General features: G+C 69.7%; 14 protein-coding genes. 3 read left to right on the top strand and 11 right to left on the bottom strand.

Annotated elements, in window-relative coordinates:
* The first annotated feature begins 860 nt into the window (after positions 1-860).
* Together V3W47_RS09165 and V3W47_RS09160 are read left to right on the top strand one after the other, a co-directional pair.
* The gene (locus V3W47_RS09165; RefSeq protein ID WP_331824904.1) at positions 861-2321 is read left to right on the top strand and encodes a replication initiator protein A; all 1461 of its coding nucleotides are present in this window, start codon (positions 861-863) and stop codon (positions 2319-2321) included.
* A 95-nt stretch (positions 2322-2416) separates the two neighbouring features.
* Positions 2417-3109, top strand: a complete 693-nt coding sequence (locus V3W47_RS09160) for an HAD family hydrolase (RefSeq protein WP_331824903.1) — start codon at positions 2417-2419, stop codon at positions 3107-3109.
* 71 nt (positions 3110-3180) lie between these two features.
* Here V3W47_RS09160 and V3W47_RS09155 read toward each other — a convergent pair whose 3' ends face one another.
* The gene (locus tag V3W47_RS09155) at positions 3181-4257 is read right to left on the bottom strand and encodes a hypothetical protein (protein WP_331824902.1); all 1077 of its coding nucleotides are present in this window, start codon (positions 4255-4257) and stop codon (positions 3181-3183) included.
* 118 nt (positions 4258-4375) lie between these two features.
* Here V3W47_RS09155 and V3W47_RS09150 point away from each other — a divergent pair, with 118 nt between their 5' ends.
* Positions 4376-4768, top strand: a complete 393-nt coding sequence (locus tag V3W47_RS09150; protein WP_331824901.1) for an HU family DNA-binding protein — start codon at positions 4376-4378, stop codon at positions 4766-4768.
* 70 nt (positions 4769-4838) lie between these two features.
* Here V3W47_RS09150 and V3W47_RS09145 read toward each other — a convergent pair whose 3' ends face one another.
* The 10 genes from V3W47_RS09145 to V3W47_RS09100 form a co-directional block, all read right to left on the bottom strand.
* Positions 4839-5171: a cation:proton antiporter domain-containing protein gene (locus tag V3W47_RS09145; protein WP_331824900.1), complete on the bottom strand. Its 333-nt coding sequence runs from the start codon at positions 5169-5171 to the stop codon at positions 4839-4841.
* On the bottom strand, positions 5144-5386 hold the full coding sequence (locus V3W47_RS09140) for a hypothetical protein (protein ID WP_331824899.1): 243 nt from the start codon (positions 5384-5386) through the stop codon (positions 5144-5146). Before V3W47_RS09140 ends, V3W47_RS09145 begins: the two co-directional genes overlap by 28 nt.
* Positions 5387-5553: 167 nt before the next feature.
* Positions 5554-8115 carry an ATP-binding protein gene (locus tag V3W47_RS09135; protein ID WP_331824898.1) on the bottom strand — a complete coding sequence of 854 codons (2562 nt, stop codon included), beginning with the start codon at positions 8113-8115 and terminating at the stop codon, positions 5554-5556.
* Positions 8116-8479: 364 nt separating this feature from the next.
* Positions 8480-9805: a cobyrinic acid a,c-diamide synthase CobB gene (locus V3W47_RS09130; RefSeq protein WP_331824897.1), complete on the bottom strand. Its 1326-nt coding sequence runs from the start codon at positions 9803-9805 to the stop codon at positions 8480-8482.
* The gene (locus V3W47_RS09125) at positions 9802-11523 is read right to left on the bottom strand and encodes a VWA domain-containing protein (protein ID WP_331824896.1); all 1722 of its coding nucleotides are present in this window, start codon (positions 11521-11523) and stop codon (positions 9802-9804) included. The genes V3W47_RS09130 and V3W47_RS09125 overlap by 4 nt, the downstream gene beginning before the upstream one ends.
* 16 nt (positions 11524-11539) lie before the next feature.
* Entirely contained in the window at positions 11540-11929 is a 390-nt protein-coding gene (locus V3W47_RS09120) for a type II toxin-antitoxin system VapC family toxin (RefSeq protein ID WP_331824895.1), read from the bottom strand.
* Positions 11926-12168 (bottom strand): type II toxin-antitoxin system Phd/YefM family antitoxin, encoded by a 243-nt coding sequence (locus V3W47_RS09115; RefSeq protein WP_331824894.1) that lies wholly within the window; start codon positions 12166-12168, stop codon positions 11926-11928. The genes V3W47_RS09120 and V3W47_RS09115 overlap by 4 nt, the downstream gene beginning before the upstream one ends.
* 43 nt (positions 12169-12211) lie before the next feature.
* Positions 12212-16540: a cobaltochelatase subunit CobN gene (gene cobN, locus V3W47_RS09110; RefSeq protein ID WP_331824893.1), complete on the bottom strand. Its 4329-nt coding sequence runs from the start codon at positions 16538-16540 to the stop codon at positions 12212-12214.
* Positions 16537-17394, bottom strand: a complete 858-nt coding sequence (locus V3W47_RS09105) for a hypothetical protein (RefSeq protein ID WP_331824892.1) — start codon at positions 17392-17394, stop codon at positions 16537-16539. The genes cobN and V3W47_RS09105 overlap by 4 nt, the downstream gene beginning before the upstream one ends.
* 97 nt (positions 17395-17491) lie before the next feature.
* The gene (locus tag V3W47_RS09100; protein WP_331824891.1) at positions 17492-18481 is read right to left on the bottom strand and encodes a HoxN/HupN/NixA family nickel/cobalt transporter; all 990 of its coding nucleotides are present in this window, start codon (positions 18479-18481) and stop codon (positions 17492-17494) included.
* Position 18482: the final 1 nt, after the last annotated feature.

Here is an 18482-nt window from a genome sequence, read left to right as displayed (position 1 = left end):
GGCCGCTGGACGCCCTTCGACGTTCCCCTCGACAGGCATGAACAGAAAAAAAGAGGCGCTGGAACGACGTTTCTGCTCCATTGAGCCATGTTTGAACCTTCCATTTCAGGCAATACGCGCAGGCCTCCCCGCACGTACCGGAACCCGAGGAGGCCGCGTCCGTCATTTTGAATGCGAAGATCGAAAATTTGCCTTTCCACACGACGAAAAGTGAGGTAGCGATCTGCTCCCGCGTCTATGCATAAACCTCCCTCCGGCACTACCGATTTACTCGGCATCCTCATTTTTCTCCTCGAAGGGAAAACTGATGGATTCATCCTCCCAGGGCGGTTTTATCTCTTCAAGACAACATGCCGAGTAAATCGGGCTTGTACTCGGTCCAACTACCGATTTACTCGGCATCGACTACCGATTTACTCGGCATCTTCGGCCCAGGATGCCGAGTAAATCGGTAGAACAATTCATCCCCAACTACCGATTTACTCGGCATCGACTACCGATTTACTCGGCATCTTCCCAGAGTTATCCACAGGGGACTACCGATTTACTCGGCATCTTCGGCGGCCCAACTACCGATTTACTCGGCATAAAGTACCGATTTACTCGGCATCGACTACCGATTTACTCGGCATAAAGTACCGATTTACTCGGCATGTTCCCAGGCGGTCAGTTGCAAAAACGCCGTCCAGCACGCGAGTCGCTTTTGCGGCCCGCCGCCCCCTTGATGTTGATCATCAATATCTTTTAAAAGAAAACAACATACAAAGAATCAACATCAGGGCTGCATAGGCCTAGCCGGGCGCGGGGTGTGACGGGTCCGGGCGGGCGGCGGGTATAGTTCCGGGTGGAGGCCGCGCCCCTTGTCATCCGCCGTCAAGAAACGCAAGGTCAAGCCCACCGCGCCCGCCGACATCGACCGCTTCGATGAGGCCAATTCCGCACGCCTGGGGCTGATCTGCGTGCAGGAGCGCATCCCCAGCGACTACACCCGCTGGGACGTGCAGTTCGTGATCGACGACCGCAATGCCCGATTGACCTGCATCTCACCGAGCGAGTACGGCGGCGTTCCGCACGGCCTGGACGGCGATTTCGCCACCATCCTCAACGTGATGTACCTCGAACAGGGGGCACCGGAGGACGGGGCCGTTCACACGACGGCGTACCAGATGCTCCAGCGGGCGGGCTTTCCCGATTCCGGCCAGTACTACGCGGCGCTTCAGGAGAGCCTCGACCGCCTCAAGGGCGCGACCTACACGGCGAGCGAGTCGTGGCGCGACCACAAGCGGCAGCGGTGGACGACCGTGAAGTTCAACATCGTCGAGCAGATCGTGGCGGACACGCAGGGGGACACCTCGTTCGGAAGCGGGACCAGCCTGAAAATCCGGCTCGCCCGCCCGGTCGTGCAGAGCATCCGCGAGCGGTATCTCAAGCCGCTGGACATGACCTTCGTGCTCAGCCTCAAGCGGTCGCTGACCCGCAGCCTGTACCGGGTGCTGGACGCCCACCGCTACGACCCGCAGCACCCGCAAGCGCCCGCCGCCGTCCTGCGGCTGCACCTCCAGCAGTGGGCGCGCGAGTGCAAGCTGCGCGAGACGGTGCCCGCCCGCATCAAGCGCAATCTGGAGAGTGCCCACACCGAGCTGCTGGAGCGCGGCTACCTGCGCGCCGTGACCTACGAGGGTGCCCGCAACGACACCGTGATCGTGTACGAGTTCGGCGACCTGCCCGCCACCCCGCCCGCTCCCGAACCCGTCATCGAGGTCATCCCCGACGCGCCCGTGGTGGACGCGCTGCGGGGCTACGGGGTCGCGCCCGCTGTGGCCCGCCGCCTCGTGCAGGACCGGGGCGAGGCCCACGTCACCCGGCGGCTGGAGAGGTTCGAGGCCATGACCCGCGCCGGCTACCGGGTCCGCAACCGCAGCGCCCTCCTCGTGGACGTGATCCGCGACGAGGAGGGCAAGTACACCGACCCCGGAGACGCCGGGGCAGGGGAGGCCGCGCCGGGGGTGGAGCGCGCCCCTGGGAAGACCAGCCGCACCGACCTCGCCCGCCGCGAGGAGGAGGAGACCGAGCGCCTGACGACGGCGGTGGAGCGCGAGTTCCTGGGCCTCCCCACCGACGAGCAGGCGGTCCGCGCGGTCACGCAGGTGCGCCTCTTCGTGGGCCGCGAGCTGCGCGACGACCACCTGCGCCGCCTGCTGATCGCCCTGCAAGCCGGGGAGGTCGAGCCGTATGCCCTCTACCGTGAGGTCATGCGCGCCGCCTCGGAACTGCGGCTCCCCGAGTTCGCCGAGCAGATTCGGGAGACGTACGGCGGGTAGGCGGGTCCTGTCCCGCCCTCATGAAGCGCCCCTCCATGAAGCGCCCGCCAACCCCCACTTACGCGCCGCCCCGCCTCCGCCCCTACCCTCCGCCCATGACCAAGTACCGTGGCGTGATCGTGGACATCGACGGGACCCTCGTGGACAGCAATGACGCGCACGCCCGCGCGTGGGTGCGCTCGTTCGCGGAGGCAGGCCTGGAGGTGACGTTCGGGCAGGTCCGGCCCATGATCGGTATGGGGGGGGATCAGCTCGTGCCGCGCGTGACGGGCATCGGGAAGGACGACCCGCGTTACCAGGCCCTCAGCGACGGCTGGAAACGCCATTTTCAGGAGGAGCTGCCGCAGCTCAGGGGTCAGCCGGGCGCGCGGGCGTTGATGGAGGCCCTGCGGGCGCGCGGCCTGCGCCTGATCGTGGGCACCTCGGCGGACGAGGCGCTGGTGGAGGACCTGCTGAAGGTCGCTGGCGTCGCGGACCTGCTCACCGAGCACACCACCGCGTCGGACGTGGAGGCGTCCAAGCCGGAGCCGGACATCGTGCGGGCCGCCGTCACGAAGCTGGGCCTGCCGCCCTCCGAGGTGCTGATGCTGGGCGACACGCCCTTCGACGTGGAGAGCGCCCGGAGGGCGGGGGTGAACACCGTGGCCCTGCGCTGTGGCGGGGATGACCGCTTCGAGGGCGCGGTGGCGGTGTACGACAGCCCGCAGAACTGGCTCGATCATCTGGACGGGCCGCCGCTCGATGGGAGGCCGCAAGAAGCGCCGATGGGGGTGGGCGGTCCAGCCTGACCTCCGACCCGTTCCACCGATGCCCCTCAACGCCCTTGAAAGGCCCCTGGAAGCCTCAGTAAGCCTCCCTCCTATATCCCAGTGCTCTCCTCGAATCCGAGGCCCCTTAAAAGCCTTCTGAACGCCTCGGGGGAAAGTTGACCTCCCGACGCCTGATCGTGCCCGTGGCCGTAGCTGTCCCCGGCCTCGCCCACGTCCACCCCTTGCAGGAGTTGCGGGAGGTTCAGGTCGGCGCGGGCGGTCCGCATGGAGAAGGCGACCGTGTTCGGCAGGTAGCCGGTATTCGCGGCGAGGACGGCGTGGCCGGGCAGGCGTCCTCGCCACTGCTGGGCGATCAGGGGGTGAATCTGCGCGCCGGAGTGGAGGCGGACGAGGGCGTAGGGACCCGTGGCGCTGAATTTCGGGGCCGAGCGGCGGGCCACGGCGAGTTCGGCGTTCACCTCCGCCCGGTAAGCGCGCAGACGGTCCGCCCCGTGGGCGTCATCGGTGGCGAGGGCCTTCGGTCCGTCGGCGACAAGCAGCAGCTCCAGCGCCGTGTCCACGTCGAACGCGCTCGCCCGCCGCGCCGCGTTCACGAGGGCGACGGCCTCCTTCAGCCATTTGGCGGTGTACCGTTTCTTGAGGGCGGGCAGCGCGTCCCACGGGGCACCGTCCCCGAGGTCGCTGATCGTTCCGACCGCCGCGATCCAGCCGAGATCATCCATGTCCGTCAGGGGGGCGAGCAATTCGTGGGCGAGCCACGCGCTCGCGGGGATGGGGTCCCACGGGTAGCCGCTGACGACGGTGGCCTCCGGGCCGGGCATCCCGTCGGGCTGGTGGTGGTCCACGTACAGGGTCGGGACGCCGGGCAGGACGCCGCGCCCGTTCACGCCGAGGTCGGTGACGACGAGGGCCGCCGGGCCGAGCGCCGTGAGCCGCGCCCGCGCCGCGTCCGAGAAGGCCGACTCCCCGCGCCCCGAGGGCACCACCCGCACGTCCCGGAAGCCGAGCCGGGGCAGCGCGCCCCCGAACAGCGCCCCCGCCGCGAGGCCGTCCGCGTCGAAGTGGCAGAAGACGACCACCCGCCGGGCCGGGTCGAGGCCGTGCAGGAACTCGCGCGCACTCTGACGCGCCGCCGGAAGGGCCTGGGCGAGGGGAACGGCAGCCATGCCCCCGTTCTACCAGCGCGGCTTCCGGGAGCGGGAAGGGGTGAAGGCGGCGTGAACCGGGTCCACGGGCGCGGCGGGACTCTTGCGTTTCGAACGTGCAGGAGTCACGATGCGGACCATGACCAAAAAAGCAACGAAGGCCCCCGCCCGCAAGTCCGCGCCCAAGAAGGCCGAGGTCGCCGAGGTGGAGACGAGCGCCCCGGCGGACACCGCCGCCGACACGGGTGGCCGGGCGGGCAAGGTCGCCAAAGGGCAGCTCGTCGAGGGCGTCGCCGACCGCGCGGGCCTGACGAAGAAGCAGAGCGAGGCCGTCGTCAACGCCGCGATGGAGGCGATGGTGGACGCCATCAAGGGGGGCAAGAGCGTGGGCCTGCCCGGTCTCGGAACCCTCAGCGTCAAGGCCACCGCCGCCCGTACGGGCGTCAAACCCGGCACGAGCGAGAAGATTCAGATTCCGGCGGGCAAGAAGGTCAGCTTCAAGGTGGCGACGACCTTGAAGGGGTCGCTCTAACCTCGCGTTGGGGGGGACGACCGGGCTGAGGGCATTCGAGAACGACACGGACGCCCTTAGCCCGACCAGGTTATTCGGGGAGGATCGTCTCCCCGGCGGGCAGCAGGAGTCGCCGGACGCCGCCCCCCACCGCGTCGAGGAGCGGCCCGATGGCGAGGGTCGTGACGGGGGCGACGACCACGAGTGAGGTGTAGAGCGGCGGCTGGATAACGCCGAGGTGTAGCCCTGCCGCGAGGAAGACGAGTTCGGTGAGACCACGGGTGTTGAGCAGCACCCCGAGTTGCCACGCCGTCCGCCCCTCCACCCCCGTCGCCCGCGCGCCGAGCAGCGTGCCGCCCACCTTGCCGACGACCGCGACGGTGAGCAGGGCGAGCGTCACGCCGGGGGAGGCGAGCGAGGACACGCCGAGCGAGAAGCCACCGGCCCGACCTCCTGAAAGCCCAGCACCTCGTAGGCGAGCCGTTCCGGCAGGCTGGGGGAGGCCTGTCGCCTCCGCTCGTGCTCTCCCTGGGCGAGCAGATGCACGTCCTGGCTCGTCTTGCCGATCCACAGCGGTCCCTCGTAGACGAGCGTCGAGCGGTGCCCGTCCTCCCAGCGCAACAGGACGTGCCACCGCATCGCCCGGAGGATGTTCACTGCGGGCCTCCCCCTTCACCCAGAAGGGGAAAGAAACAAATTGTCACCAAATAGCAGAACACCACAGTCTCCCTCGGCCTCTCAATCATCGGAACACCTAAAAAATATGCGTTCTGCTGTCTGGAAGCGGTACATTTTGTCCCGGCGGGCTAGACGACCCCCGGCTCCTCGCGGGGCAGACGCAGGAAGAAGGTCGCTCCCTCACCCGGCTTCCCCTCGGCCCAGACCTCGCCGCCGTGGCGGGCCACGATGCGCTTGACGTTGGCGAGGCCGATGCCGACGCCCTCGAACTCGTCGGCGCGGTGTAGCCGCTGGAAGACGCCGAAGAGGCGGTCCATGTATGCCCCGTCGAAGCCGACGCCGTTGTCCCGGACCCGCAGGACCCACGCGCCCTCCTCCCGCTCGGCGCAGACCTCGATCAGGGCGGCCTCGCGCGGGCGGGTGTATTTCACGGCGTTGGAGAGGAGGTTGGCGAACACCAGGCGCAGCAGCCCCCGGTCGCCGCGCACGGTGGGGAGTTCTCCCACCCGCCACGTCACCTCCCGCCCGGTGAGGTCCGGGGCGAGGTCGGCGCGCACCCCGGCCACGACGCCCGCGAGGTCCACGTCCGCCACGCGCAGCTCCTGCGTCACCGTGCGGGCGAAGGAGAGCAGTTCGTCCACGAGGGTGTTCGCGTTCCCCGCGCCCGTCTCGATCAGGCCGAGAAAGCGCGCCGCCCGCCCGGTCTCGCCCGCCGCCAGGGCCTTTCGCAGCAGCCCCGCGAAGCCCTGGATGTGCCGGAGGGGCGCGCGCAGGTCGTGCGAGACGCTGGAGGCGAAGGCCTCCAATTCCCCGTTGAGCAGCCGCAGCTCGTGGTTGCTCGCCGCGAGCGCCGCGCCCTGGGCGGCGAGCTGCCGGGCGAAGTCGGCCCGCTCCGCCGCGAGCGTGAGGGCGCGCCCCACCGCGAGGAAGACGGCCCGGTCGCGCTCGGACCACGCCTCTTTCTCGCGCAGCCCGGCGGCGAGTTGCCCGACCGTGCGCCCGCCGACCGTGATGGGGTGGACGGCCAGCGCCCCGTACTCGGGCGTGTGGGGGGCCAGCTCGTTGTCCGAGGTACGCCAGCCGTCCGCGAACAGCGGCCCCCCCGACGCGGCGGGCACCGCGAAGAGGGGCGTGGTCTCCGGGAATCCGGCCCGCGCGGCCTCCAGCGTCTGCTCGTCCATGCGCCCGTCCCAGGAGCGTTGCCGCCAGCGCCCGCCCTCCAGCTCGTAGTAGCCCGTGCTGCCCTCGCCGAGCGCCCCGTGGAGCACCCGCACGGCGGCCTGGGTCAGCGCGCCGGGGTCCGTCTCGCGGCCCACCCGCTCGGTGAGGTGGGCGAAGGCCTGGAGCGCCGCCGTCTCCGCCGCCAGCTCCTCGTGGCGGGCGTGCAGCTCGCCCGTGCGTTCGCGCACGCGGGCCTCCAGCGTGGCGTTGAGTTCGCGCAGCTCGGTCACGTCCATCCCCGTCACGACGGCGAGGGCGGGGCGGCCCTCCTCGTCGTGGATCAGGGCGGAGGAGTAGCTCACGAAGCCGCGCGTGCCGTCGCCGCGCCCCATCTCGATCTCCTCGTGGACGGGCTGGCCGGTCGTGATCGTCCGCGCCAGCGGCCACTCGTGGGCCTCGTAGCGCCGCCCGTCGGGGTGGAAGCCCACGTAGCCCGCGTACTCGGCGAGGTTCGCGCTGGGGCGGTACGGGTGGCGCAGGATGCGCGAGATGGCGCTGTTGCCCGCGACCATCCGCCCGGAGGGAACCTCCGCCACCCAGATCGCGGCGGGCATCTGGTCGAGGACGGCGGCGAGGCGGGCGCGTTCCCGCGTCAGCTCGGTGTGGACCCATGCCCGCCCCAGCGCCTGCGCGAGCTGCCCGGCGAGCGAGGTCATGAAGTCGCGCTGTGGGGCCGGGAAGGTCTGGGCCGTGTCGAAGCTCAGCACGAGCGCCCCGAACACCTGCCCGCCTTGCGCGAGCGGCAGGGCGGCGAGGGCCTGCGTGCGGGGCGACAGCTCCCCCGCGAGCGCCGCCGACCCGCCCAGCCGTTCCCGGTCCGCGAACACCGCCGATCCCGTCCGCACCGCCTCGTTCGCGGGGAAGGGGGCCGCGAGGGGAATGCTCGGCCAGCGCCCCCGCAGGTCGGCCTCGTACCCGGCGAGGTGCAGCGGCACGAGCGCCTCCCCGGTCTCGTCGAGCCGCAGCAGCAGCCCCCCGTAGGCACCCAGGGCGGGCAGTCCCACCGCGAGGGCCGCCTCCAGCACCTCACGCTCGGTCGTCGCCCCCGCCAGCGCGCGTGTCAGCTCGAGCAGCCGACCCTGCCGCTCCTCCGCCCGCCGCCGTTCCGTCACGTCCCGGAAATGCACGGCGATCCCGTCCGCGTGCGGAAACGCCTTGACCGTCACCCACACGTCCAGCGACGGGTAATGCAGGTCGAACTCGCGCACCCCGCGCGTCCGCATGACGTGGTGGTACTCGGCGTTCAACGCGGTGTCGAGCGCCTCGGGAAAGCATTCCCACAACACCCGCCCCAGCAGCGCCTCCGGCGTGGTGCCCATCGTCGCGGCGGCGTGAACGTTGACGTAGGTGTACCGCCACCCCGCGTCCACCGCGAAGAAGGGATCGGGCAGCGCCTCCAGAACGGCGGACGGGTCGGGGAGGAACTGGGCGGTGGGGGAGGAGGAAGAGGAGGGGGAGCGGTCGGTCATGGCCTCGTGGACACCGGAAAGTCTGGACCGAGTGTAGGCCAGGAGTCCTGACGTGGCGCTCACCCGGCGACGGCCCCACCGAAGGCTTAACGTTGAATAAAGCACCGGGGGCGTTCAAGGGGGAGGAGTGGGGAGGGTGATGGCCCCCGACTTCCTGCTTCGGCGCACGCCACGGCGGTCGTCGGGAGGGTTGAGGGTCTAGGTCCCTGTGGTCCGACCCGAGCGGCCCGGTGTGGCGTGCGCCGAAAGTGCTCTTCGAGCGGAGGTATGCGGCGTCCGGCTTCCCTGACAGCTGCAACTGGTCGCCGCCTCGTCCCATCGGGGGCGACGGCAGCCTGCCCTCAGCGAGACGGGGAACGGGGCCTCACATACACGCCTCCACCAGCCGCGCCGCCATCGCCGGGTCCGCCCCGTGGTGCAGGTGCAGGTAGCTGGCGAGGACGTTTCCGCGCGCGTAGCCCTCCTCCACCCGCTGCCCCGCCGCGTCCGTCCAGGTGTAGGCCGGGTGCGTCGGCGCGTGCGTGAGGACGCTGTGGTGGAACTCGTGGCCGCGCAGGGGCGTGCCCGCCGGGGCGAGCGGCGAGGGGGCGAGCGTGGTCGCGTCCCGGTAGCCGAGGGTCAGGCGCGGGGCCATGCGGGTGCGGTAGGGGAGAGCGCCGCACATCTCGAACACGCGCCCGTCCGCGTCCTCCAGCGTCTCCGCGAGGTACATCAGGCCGCCGCACTCGCCGACCACGGGGCGTCCGCTCGCCGCGAAGTCACGGAGGGCCGCGCGCATAGACACGTTCGCCGCCAGTTCCGCCGCGTGGGCCTCCGGGTAGCCGCCGCCGAGCAGCACGCCGCCCGCGCCGGGAGGCAGTCCCGCGTCCCGCAGAGGGCTGAAGGGCACGAGGTCGGCCCCCGCGTCCCGCAGGGCGTCCAGCGCGTCCGGGTAGTAGAAGTGGAACGCCTCGTCGTGGGCGTAGGCGATGATGGCGCGTCTCTCCGAGATGGAAACGGACGGGATGGAGACGGGCAGCGCGGGTGCTTCCGCCGCTTCCAGCAGGGCGTCCAGCCTGAGCGTCGCGGCGGCGCGCAGCGCGTCCCCCTCGTCCCAGCTCGCCTGCTCGGCGCTCAGCAGGCCGAGGTGCCGGGCGGGGAGGTGAAGTGCCCCATCGCGCGTCACGTATCCCAGGACGGGCAGGCCGATCTGAGAGAGCGCGACCTCACAGAGAGAGGCGTGCCGCTCGCCCGCCACCCGGTTCAGGATGACGCCGACCACGTTCAGGTCCGGTCCAAACGTCCGCAGGCCGTGGGCCACTGCCGCCACCGTCCGCGCGCTGCCGCCCGCATCTATGACGAGCACGACCGGGGCCTCCAGCAGCCGGGCGAGGTCGGCGGTGGAGTGGGTATCGCTGGCGGGGTCGCGCCCGTCGTACAGGCCCATGACGCCCTCCAGCACGCAGATGTCGGCGTCCCTCGCCGCCCGCGCGAACAGGGTCCGCAGCCGCTCCGGGGAGAGGAGGAAGGAGTCGAGATTGCGCGCCGGAGCGCCCGCCGCCCGCGTAAGGTGGGTGGGGTCGAGGTAGTCCGGCCCGAGCTTGAAGGGCGCGACCCGCAGGCCCCGGCGGCGCAGCGCGAGGCACAGCAGCGAGGCCACCGTCGTCTTGCCGCTGCCCGAGTGCGGGGCGGCGAGGACGAGGCGTCTCACGTCCCACCCCCCGGCGTCAGCTCCGTCAACTCCGCCCCCAGCACCTCCGCGAGTTGGGCGGCCCGGCCCAGGCGAACGCGCCCCGCCTCCGTGTCCACGACGAGGGCGGGCATACCACGCAGGGAACGGGCGGCGGCGAGCGCGTCGGCCCAGGCGTCTCCCCCCGGCGTCAGGGGGACGTTGGCCCGACCGTCGGTAAACAGGACGAGGTGGGCTTCCTTCTCCCCGGCCAGCACCTCGGCGGCGAGGGTCAGGGCGTGGGCGAGCGGCGTGCGTCCCCCCGTCGGTGCCCGGCTGATCGCGGCCTCGGCGGCGTGCGGGTCGGTGGTGAAGTCGAGGTCGAGCGTCGCCCCGGCGGCCCGGAAGGTGACGAGGGCCACCCGGTCCCGGCGCGTCTGCTCGCGCAGGAGGTCCAGCATCGCGCCCTTCACGGCCCCCATTCGCTCGCGCGTGCCCATGCTGCCGCTCGCGTCGGCCACGAAGAGAACCCGCTGCCCGCCCGCCTCCTCGCGGACAGGGGCGTGGAAGTCCTCGCGGCGGAGGGTGACGGTTCCGCCCCCGGTCGCGGCGGTGCGGATCAGGGCGGCGCGCAGGGTATCGGGAACGGCGAGCGTGGACGGTTGAGGGTCGGGGACGGCCCGGATGGTGCGGCCTGTGGCATTCCCTCCCCTCCTAGCGCTTGAGAAAGAGGCGACGGGAGGCAGGGTGAGCGGGGCGGCAGTTGCGGTGGGGGCGAAGACCTCCTCCGGGCCGTCTGCTGAGGGGGCATCGTCTGACGATTGTTGCCGGGACTCGTCCGTTTGCGGGGGAGTCGCCTCCTGCGGCGGTGGGGGAGGGGGTGGCGGAGGTGGCAACCGGGGGTCCCGGCGATGCGTCAGCACGAGGGGCGCGACCCGGTGCAGATCGTCCACCCGCACCTCCTCCCGGCCCTCCAGCGCGGCGAGCGCACGCGCGGCCCGGTGCAGCACGAGGTCGGCGCGCAGGCTGCGGACCCCTGCCCCGGCACTCAGGGCGGCGATGGTGTCCAAGAGTCCATCCGGCACGACCACACGCGGCAACCGGGAACGGGCGGCGGCGAGGCGGGCGGCGAACGCGGCCTCCTCCCGCTCCCACTCCCGCGAGAAGGCGTCCGGGTCGGCCTCGAAGCGCATCCGGCGGCGCACGATCTCCGCGCGTTCCCCCGGCGCGGCGGGTGCCCGCACGTCCACGCACAGCCCGAAGCGGTCGAGGAACTGCGGGCGGAGTCCCCCCTCCTCCGGGTTCATGGAGCCGATCAGGGCGAGGCGGGCAGGATGCTCGGCGCTCAGGCCGTCGCGCTGCACGCGGTTCACGCCCATTGCGGCCACGTCGAGGAGCACGTCCACCAGATGATCGGCGAGCAGGTTCACCTCGTCGATGTAGAGAACGCCGCCGTGGGCCGCCGCGATCAGGCCGGGTTTCAGGCGGACCTCGCCCCTTAAGGCCGCGTCGAGATCGAGGGTGCCCACCACCCGGTCCTCGGTCGCGCCGAGGGGGAGGTTGACGAAGGGGGCGGGGGTGCCGTCGGGCGCGGGAGGAAGCAGGGCCGCCAGCCCGCGCGCCGCCGTGCTTTTCGCCGCGCCCCGGTCGCCCCGGATGAGGACGCCGCCGATGTCGGGCGAGACGGCGAGGAGGGAGAGGGCCAGCACGAGGTCCGGCTGGTGGGCGACGGCGGAGAGGGGGTAGAGGGGGAGGGTCACGGGCGGCCCCCGGCGGCTAGCGCAGAATGGGTGCCTGCGGGTAAGACGTGATGCTCTCGTCGAGCGTGACCAGCCGCAAGCCTTCCTCCAACGCCTGCGCGACGAGCATCCGGTCGAAGGGGTCGCGGTGTGCCCAGTCGAGCGCCCCGGCCCGGATGGCATGGGCGGGTGTGATGTTCAGCACCTCGGCCCCCAGTCGGGAGGCGACGCCGGGAAAGTCGCTCAGGAGTGGTGCGGCCTCGGGGAGTTTGCCCGCGTGATGCTTGATGGACATTTCCCAGGCGTTGACTGCACTCAACACGAGTTGCTGTTGCGGGTTGAGCAGCCGGGCATACAGGGAAGCGGGGAGAAGGTCGGGTTTGAGTGTCGCCCAGAGCAGGATGTGGGTGTCGAGCAGCAGCCTCACTCCCAGTCCGCCAGTTCTTCCTCGGTGAGGGGACGCATCGCTTCACGGGCAAAATCTTCAGTAATTTCAACCTGTCCGGCCAGGAAACCAAATTCGCGCTGACGGGTTGGTGCCAGGGGAACAAGCCGTGCGTAAGGCTTCCCCGCTTTGGCGATGATGATTTCCTCGCCCTCGTGCGCCCGGTCCACGAGCTTGGAGAAGTGGGTTTTGGCCGCGTGAAGATTGACTGTCTCCGCCATAGACTAAGCTTAGTCCGGTGGAGGAAGAGGTGGGTGAGAATATTCATCGGCCCAGCCCCACCCGCACCACTTCCCCCCGTCCCTCCAGCAGTCCCTCGCTCTCGGCGAGCAGGTTCTGGAGGGCATTCAGCGTCTCCGTCTCTGGCCTCCACAGCTCGCGGGCGTGGGCTTCGAGCAGGCGGTGGGCGATGGCATTGAGCGCCCAGGGGTTCGACTCGCGCAGGAAGGCCTGATTCTCGGGGTCGAGGGCGTATGCCTGCGCCACCCCCTCGTACATGAAATCGTGAGCGATCTGGGCGGTCGCATCGAAGCCGAAGAGGTAATCCACGGTCGCCGTCTGCTCCAGCCCGCCCTTGTACCCGTGGCGGCGGATGCCCTCCAGCCACTTGGGGTTGACCACCCGCGAGCGGTACACGCGCAGCGCCTCCTCCCCCAGGTCGCGGACGCGGGCACGCTCCGGATTCGCCGTGTCCCCGAAGTAGTGCCGGGGCTGGACGCCGCTGAGGTTCCGCACGGAGGCGATCATCCCGCCGAAGAACTGGAGGTAGTCGTCGCTGTCGAAGATGTCGTGCTCGCGGTTGTCCTGGTTGTGCAGCACGAGTTGGGTCACGGCGAGGCGGGCGCGGAAGTCCTCGCGGGCGTCGGTTCCAGCCTCGGCGGCGGTGTAGGCGTAGCCGCCCCAGTTGACGAAGGTGCGCGCGAAGTCGGCGTCGCCCTGCCAGTTCCCCTCGTTGATGAGGTCGAGGATGCCCGCCCCATACGTGCCCGGCGCACTCCCGAAGAGGCGGTAGGCGGCGCGGGACTGGGCTTCTTCCAGTGGCAGCTCGGCGAGACGGCCCGCGAGATCGGCGAGGTAGTGCTTGCGCGGGTAGTTCTGCTCCTCCGGCTCGTCCGCCTGCATGGCGAGGTTCACCGCCTCGTCGAGCAGGGAGATGAGGTGGGGGAAGGCGTCGCGGAAAAAGCCGCTGATGCGTACCGTTACGTCAATTCTGGGACGGCCCAGTTCCTCCAGCGGAATAAGTTCCACCCCGGTCAGGCGGCGGCTCTGCGGGTGCCACACGGGCCGCGCGCCCAGCAGGGCGAGAATCTGCGCCACGTCGTCGCCCTGCGTCCGCATATTGCTGGTGCCCCACACGCTGATGGCAACATGCTCGGGGTACGTCCCGGCTTCCTTCAGGTGCCGCTCCAGCACCTCCCGCGCCAGCGCCGAACCGACCGTCCACGCCGCCTGAGAAGGTAGGGCGCGAGGGTCCACCGCGTAGAAGTTGCGCCCTGTCGGCAGGATGTGGGCGAGACCGCGTGACGGCGCTCCACTCGGCCCGGCGGGAACGTAGCGCCCCGACAGGCCCGCGAGCAGGTGCGTGATCTCGTCGCCCGTGGCATCTAGATTGGGCTTGAGGACCCGGCAAGCGTAATGGAGCGTGGCGGGCAGGGTCCCGAAGTTATCCAAATTGCCAAGCGTCAGGGCCAGCACGTCAGGAATGGCGGCGAGGTCGAAATCCTGCGCCCGAAGTGTCTGGTAGAGGTGCAGCGCGAGTTCGTCCAGCAGTTCCAGCGCGTCCCCATGAGTCAGGACGGGACGGCCCGCGAGGTCGGCGAGTTGTCCGCTTTCTTCCAACCTCGCCCCCGGACTGTCCAGCAAGTCGCCCAGGTTCAGCCCCAGTACCCCGGCCAATCCCGTGTGCAGTCCCGGAATCTCGGCGTTTGCCAGGCGCGTCAACGCCCGCAGCATCTCCGGCAACTGCTCCCCGGCGGGCGGCTGGCCCAGCACATGCAGCCCGTCCCGAATCTGCGCCATGCCCAGTTCGCACAGGTAGCCGTCGATGTCTTCCAGCAGGTGCGCCACGTCCGAACCGTTCATCTCGGTCAGGGTGACGGGCACGCCCTCCTCGGTGAACGCCTCGTCCCACTCGTGAACATGGTCGCCGTGGTCGCGCCGCAGCATCGTGCCGAGGTCGGTGCCCAGGTTCGCCCGCTGCACGAGGTCCCAGATTTGCCCCTGGAGAAGGGGCAGCTTGGACGGGTCGAGGAGTTCCAGTTGGTAATACTCGTCCACGAGCGCGGCGAGTTCGGCCAGCGGCCCGTAGGTGTCCGCACGGGTGAGGGGCGGCGGCAGGTGGTCGAGGATCGTCGCGTGTGCCCGCCGCTTGGCCTGTGTACCCTCGCCGGGGTCGTTGATGACGAAGGGATAGAAGAGGGGCAGGTCGCCGAGGAGGGAATCGGGGAAGCACTTGGCACTCAGCCCCACTCCCTTCCCCGGCAGCCACTCCAGCGTCCCATGCTTGCCGACGTGGACGAGGGCGTGGGCACCGAAGCCTCCCAGTTCCGGCGGCTCGCGCAGCCAGCGGTACAGGGCGTGGTAGTGGTGGGTCGGCGGCAGGTCGGGCGTGTGGTAGATCGCGTCGGGGTCCATGCCGTAGCCGCGCGGCGGTTGCAGGGCGACGAACATCTTGCCGAAGTGCAGGCCAGCGAGGGCGAGGGAGCCGTCGTGGACGTAAGCCTCCCCTGGTGCCTCGCCCCATTGCTGCCGCATCCGGCGCTGCTGCGCGTCGGGAAGGTCGGCAAACCACGAGCGGTAGAAGTTGGCGGGAACGTGCGCGGCGGCCTGCGCGAGTTGTCCGGGCGTCAGTTGCGTCGTGTCGTAGGTTGTCCGGGCGAGGAGGGCGTGCATGAGTTCATCGCTCGTCTCCGGCAACTCGCCCACGTCGTACCCCTCGGCCCCCAGCGCGCGGAGGAGGTGCAGCAGCGAGGCGGCGGAGTCCAGCCCCACCGCGTTTCCGACCTGCGACGCCTTCGCGGTCGAGTTGGTGAAGACGAAGGCGAGGCGCTTCTCGGAGTTCGGGAGGTGGCGCAGGCGGGCGAGACGGACGGTGATTCCGGCCAGCCGCGCGGTCCGCTCCGGGTCGGCGGCGAGGCGGGCGGCGTCCCCGGCCTCCTTCTCCTTGAAGGCGAAGGGCACGCCGATGATGCGCCCGTCGAACTCAGGGAGGGCGACGTTCATGGCGGTGTCGAGGGGATTCAACCCGCGCGCACTCGTCTCCCACGGGCCGCGCGCCCCGCCGCTGGTGATGCCCTGCACGACGGGCACGCCCAGCCGTTCCAGTGCCCCGACGTTCGCTCCCGCCGCCGTCACGTCCCCCGCCTGCACGTCAGCCATAGCGAAGGAGAGGGTGGAGATCAGGGCGTCCACCTCCCCCCGCAGCAGGGCGAAGGCTTTTGGATCACCGTTCCCGTCCACATCCTTCAAGCTCGTCGTGAAGACGGGCAGCGCATCAGCCCCTGCCTCGTCCAGCGCGGTCACGAGCGAGTCTATGAAGGCCGTGTTCCCGCTCAGCGCGTGCGCCCGGTAGAGCAGGACGCCGACGGCGGGACGGCCCGGCGTGCGGAGGCGGTGCCAGTCCTCCAGCGTCGCGTTCTCGGGCAGGTCGGGGTGGTAGAGGCCGTGTTCGGGCAGGGCCAGCGGCGGCTCGGCCCCGTACCCCGTCATCCGCAACGTGTCGCTGAGGGAGAGTAGAAGCTCACGTGCGTTCTGCCACCCGCTCGCCGCGAGGTACGCCCGCGCCGTGTCGAGCGTGTACGCGGGCGCGAGGCTCAGGGCCGCGAGTTCCGCGTCCGGCTCGTTCGTGCCGCTGACGAGGAGGAGGTGCTGGCCCGTCTTCCGCGCGTGCCCCAGCAGCAGTTCCGCGCCCGGCACCGCCGAGAACTTGCCGTGAATCCGCACGAGGACGACCTCGGCCCGCCCCACCGCGCCGGAGAGCAGCGTCGCCATCTGAGCCTCGGAGCGGACGCTGCCGAGCGCCACGCCCGTCACCGGGCCGAAGTCGGGCGGCAACGTCTCCTGCGCCGCGCGGAGGTTGAGGAGGTCGGTGTCCGCGTGGGTCAGGAAAGCGATGCCGGAGAGGTCGGCGGGCGCGTCCGGCGTGGCGAGGGGCAGCGGGGTCGTTCCGGCAGACATGCTTCCCGCCGCGTCCCACGCGTAGTAATTGAAGGTGTACTCCACGAGTTCGGGTGGGGGCGGCAGATACCCGTCCGCCGCTAGCATCGCCTCGATATAGTCGAAGATCGCGCGCACCAGCCACGCATCGTTCACCGAGTGGAACCACACGTCATGCCCGTCGAAGACGAGGTGGGCGACGTTGGCGAGCGAACACGGCCCCAGGCACCCGGCTTTGGTGAGGTGGACGGCGTTGCGAATCCTGCGCCGGGTCCACTCGTCCTTGTACACGTCCACCGGAGCGGCGGCGTAGCCCTTGTCGGTGCGCCCGCAGCAGCAGCCGTGGAAGCAGTAGCTCAGGTGCCCGCGCTTGCGGACGACGTTGATGGTGCGCCCGTCGGCGCGGGTGACGCGCTGGCGAGATGGCGGGAGAGTCATGACTTGCCCTCGGGAACATCACTCTTGACCCGGTGCAGTCCGGGAAAGTCGTGCAGAAAGGAACGTGAGGCTTTGAAATCGCGCTCCGGCAGCCGCAGGACTCCTTCAATCTCCTTGCAACAGCGTTCAATCTCTTCTAGAGACGCGGAGTGAATATGACAAAACAACGTTTCTCCATCTTGGAAACTTGAACTGTACTCCATCCAGCCCCCCTTCCCCGACCAGAGAGAGGCGTATTCATCCTCAGTCTCCGGGATCAGGGGCCAATCCAACGTGTCGGCAATTTTAAGAAGAATTGGTAGAAAAGCGTCGCGCCCTAGCGGTATGTTCCGAAGAACCAACCCATAGCCGGTGCCGCTATACTTCTTTACGAGGTATGAAGTTGCGGCGATTCTCTCAAGGGCGATTTTTGCGTTTCTGGCGACTGGTATTTCATCCCAGAGTCTTCCGTCACCGGAGACACTGTAACTGTCCGGCCTGGCCGTGTTGTACTCGCAACAGAATTGGGTCGGTTCTACCCCTTCCTCGAAGATGTCAGGAGAGGCGATGTGTGTCAGGCCCCAGGTTGCCCAGTCCCCATCGTCTCCCACAGTGGGGTAGGTCACTCCCCCCAACTCACGTTGCAAATCGACAACAGCAGGAAAGTGCGCTCTGTACTCCTCCAGCAACTGCCGTTCGACTTCATCGGCGGTCAGGATATGAACCTCTCTGCCCCGGCGTGGGAAACGAGTGATAAGTTCGGTGGCTCGCGGCGACCACTTCCATTTCAAAAGTCTGGCAGCCTCAGCCTGAGCCGCCGGGTCGTTGGGAACGAGAAAAAAGTTGGACCGATTGGACTGTCCCTGGTCACGCATACTCACTCTCCAAAGTCAGTGTGAAACGGTGTCTGGCAGAACACACAGGGCAAGCAGCGCCACCATCACACCAAAGTCCAGCGGTTCGGCCATCTCGTCATGTCACCCTTTCCCGCCGTACCCGGTGCCATACCTGAGCCGAGAGAAACAGCACCAGCGCGAGGCCCGCCAGCCCGAAGCCCAGCGGCGACACGTCCACGTCCTGCCACGCGGCGAGGGCGCGGCCCGCCGCCGGGAAGTGCTCGCCCGCCCACTGCGCGAGGGTGACGACGCCGATCACGAGGGCCACGGCCCCCGACAGCCCGGTAATCAGCAGGTTGTAGACCCGCTTGGCTCCGGGACGGTCCAGCGCCCAGGCGTAGGCGTGGGTCATGAACGCGCCGTTCAAGGTGTCGAAGAGGGTCATCCCCGCCCCGAAGAGCAGCGGCAGGGCCAGAATCGCCGCCCAACCCAGCCCCTCCTGCCCGGCCTGTCCGGCAAGGGCAAGCAGGGCGATTTCGGAGGCCGTGTCGAAGCCCAGCCCCATCAGGAAGCCGAGCGGGAGGACCTGCCACTGCCGGGTGACGAGCCGGGTCAGCGGCGCGATCAGCCGGGCGAGGAGACCGCCGTGGTGGTGGCCCCCGTCCTGCCGCCGCAGGGTCCGCCACGCCGCGCGGAGGTTGAAGCCCGCCACGAGCAGCAGGTACACGCCCGCCACAAATGGCCCCACCCAGCTCCCGAAGGTGCCGATCTCCTCCTGAGCGCCCAGCAGCGCCCGCCCGACCACCGCCGCCGCAATCGCCATCAGCAGCACGACCGCCGAGTGCCCCAGGCTGAAGAACAGCCCGACCCCGTGTGCGGGGCGGCCCAGCGTCAGGAGCTTGCGGACGGTGTTGTCGATCACCGCGATGTGGTCGGCGTCCCAGGCGTGCCGCACCCCGAAGAGGTAGGCAGTCAGGCCCAGCCCCCACACCAGCGGCTCGGCGAGCGCCGACGGCACGAGGAGCGCCAGTGCCAGAACGTGCAGGGCCACCACGCCCAGCAGATAGGGGGCGCTGCGGGCCAGGGTCATCCGGGCCGTGACGGGCGGCAGAGTCGGCGCGCTCATC

This window comes from Deinococcus sp. YIM 134068 (genome assembly GCF_036543075.1).
Classification (GTDB): Bacteria; Deinococcota; Deinococci; order Deinococcales; family Deinococcaceae; genus Deinococcus; species Deinococcus lichenicola.
Note: the sequence above shows the minus strand (reverse complement) of the source record. Positions and strands in the feature narration are given on the sequence as shown.

Bases quoted from the DNA above. Each gene is read 5' to 3' on its own strand.
- V3W47_RS09160 (WP_331824903.1), top strand. From the start codon at position 2,417: ATGACCAAGTACCGTGGCGTGATCGTGGACATCGACGGGACCCTCGTG.
- V3W47_RS09155 (WP_331824902.1), bottom strand. From the start codon at position 4,257: ATGGCTGCCGTTCCCCTCGCCCAGGCCCTTCCGGCGGCGCGTCAGAGT.
- V3W47_RS09150 (WP_331824901.1), top strand. From the start codon at position 4,376: ATGACCAAAAAAGCAACGAAGGCCCCCGCCCGCAAGTCCGCGCCCAAG.
- V3W47_RS09140 (WP_331824899.1), bottom strand. From the start codon at position 5,386: ATGCGGTGGCACGTCCTGTTGCGCTGGGAGGACGGGCACCGCTCGACG.
- V3W47_RS09135 (WP_331824898.1), bottom strand. From the start codon at position 8,115: ATGACCGACCGCTCCCCCTCCTCTTCCTCCTCCCCCACCGCCCAGTTC.
- V3W47_RS09115 (WP_331824894.1), bottom strand. From the start codon at position 12,168: ATGGCGGAGACAGTCAATCTTCACGCGGCCAAAACCCACTTCTCCAAG.
- cobN (WP_331824893.1), bottom strand. From the start codon at position 16,540: ATGACTCTCCCGCCATCTCGCCAGCGCGTCACCCGCGCCGACGGGCGC.
- V3W47_RS09105 (WP_331824892.1), bottom strand. From the start codon at position 17,394: ATGCGTGACCAGGGACAGTCCAATCGGTCCAACTTTTTTCTCGTTCCC.
- V3W47_RS09100 (WP_331824891.1), bottom strand. From the start codon at position 18,481: ATGAGCGCGCCGACTCTGCCGCCCGTCACGGCCCGGATGACCCTGGCC.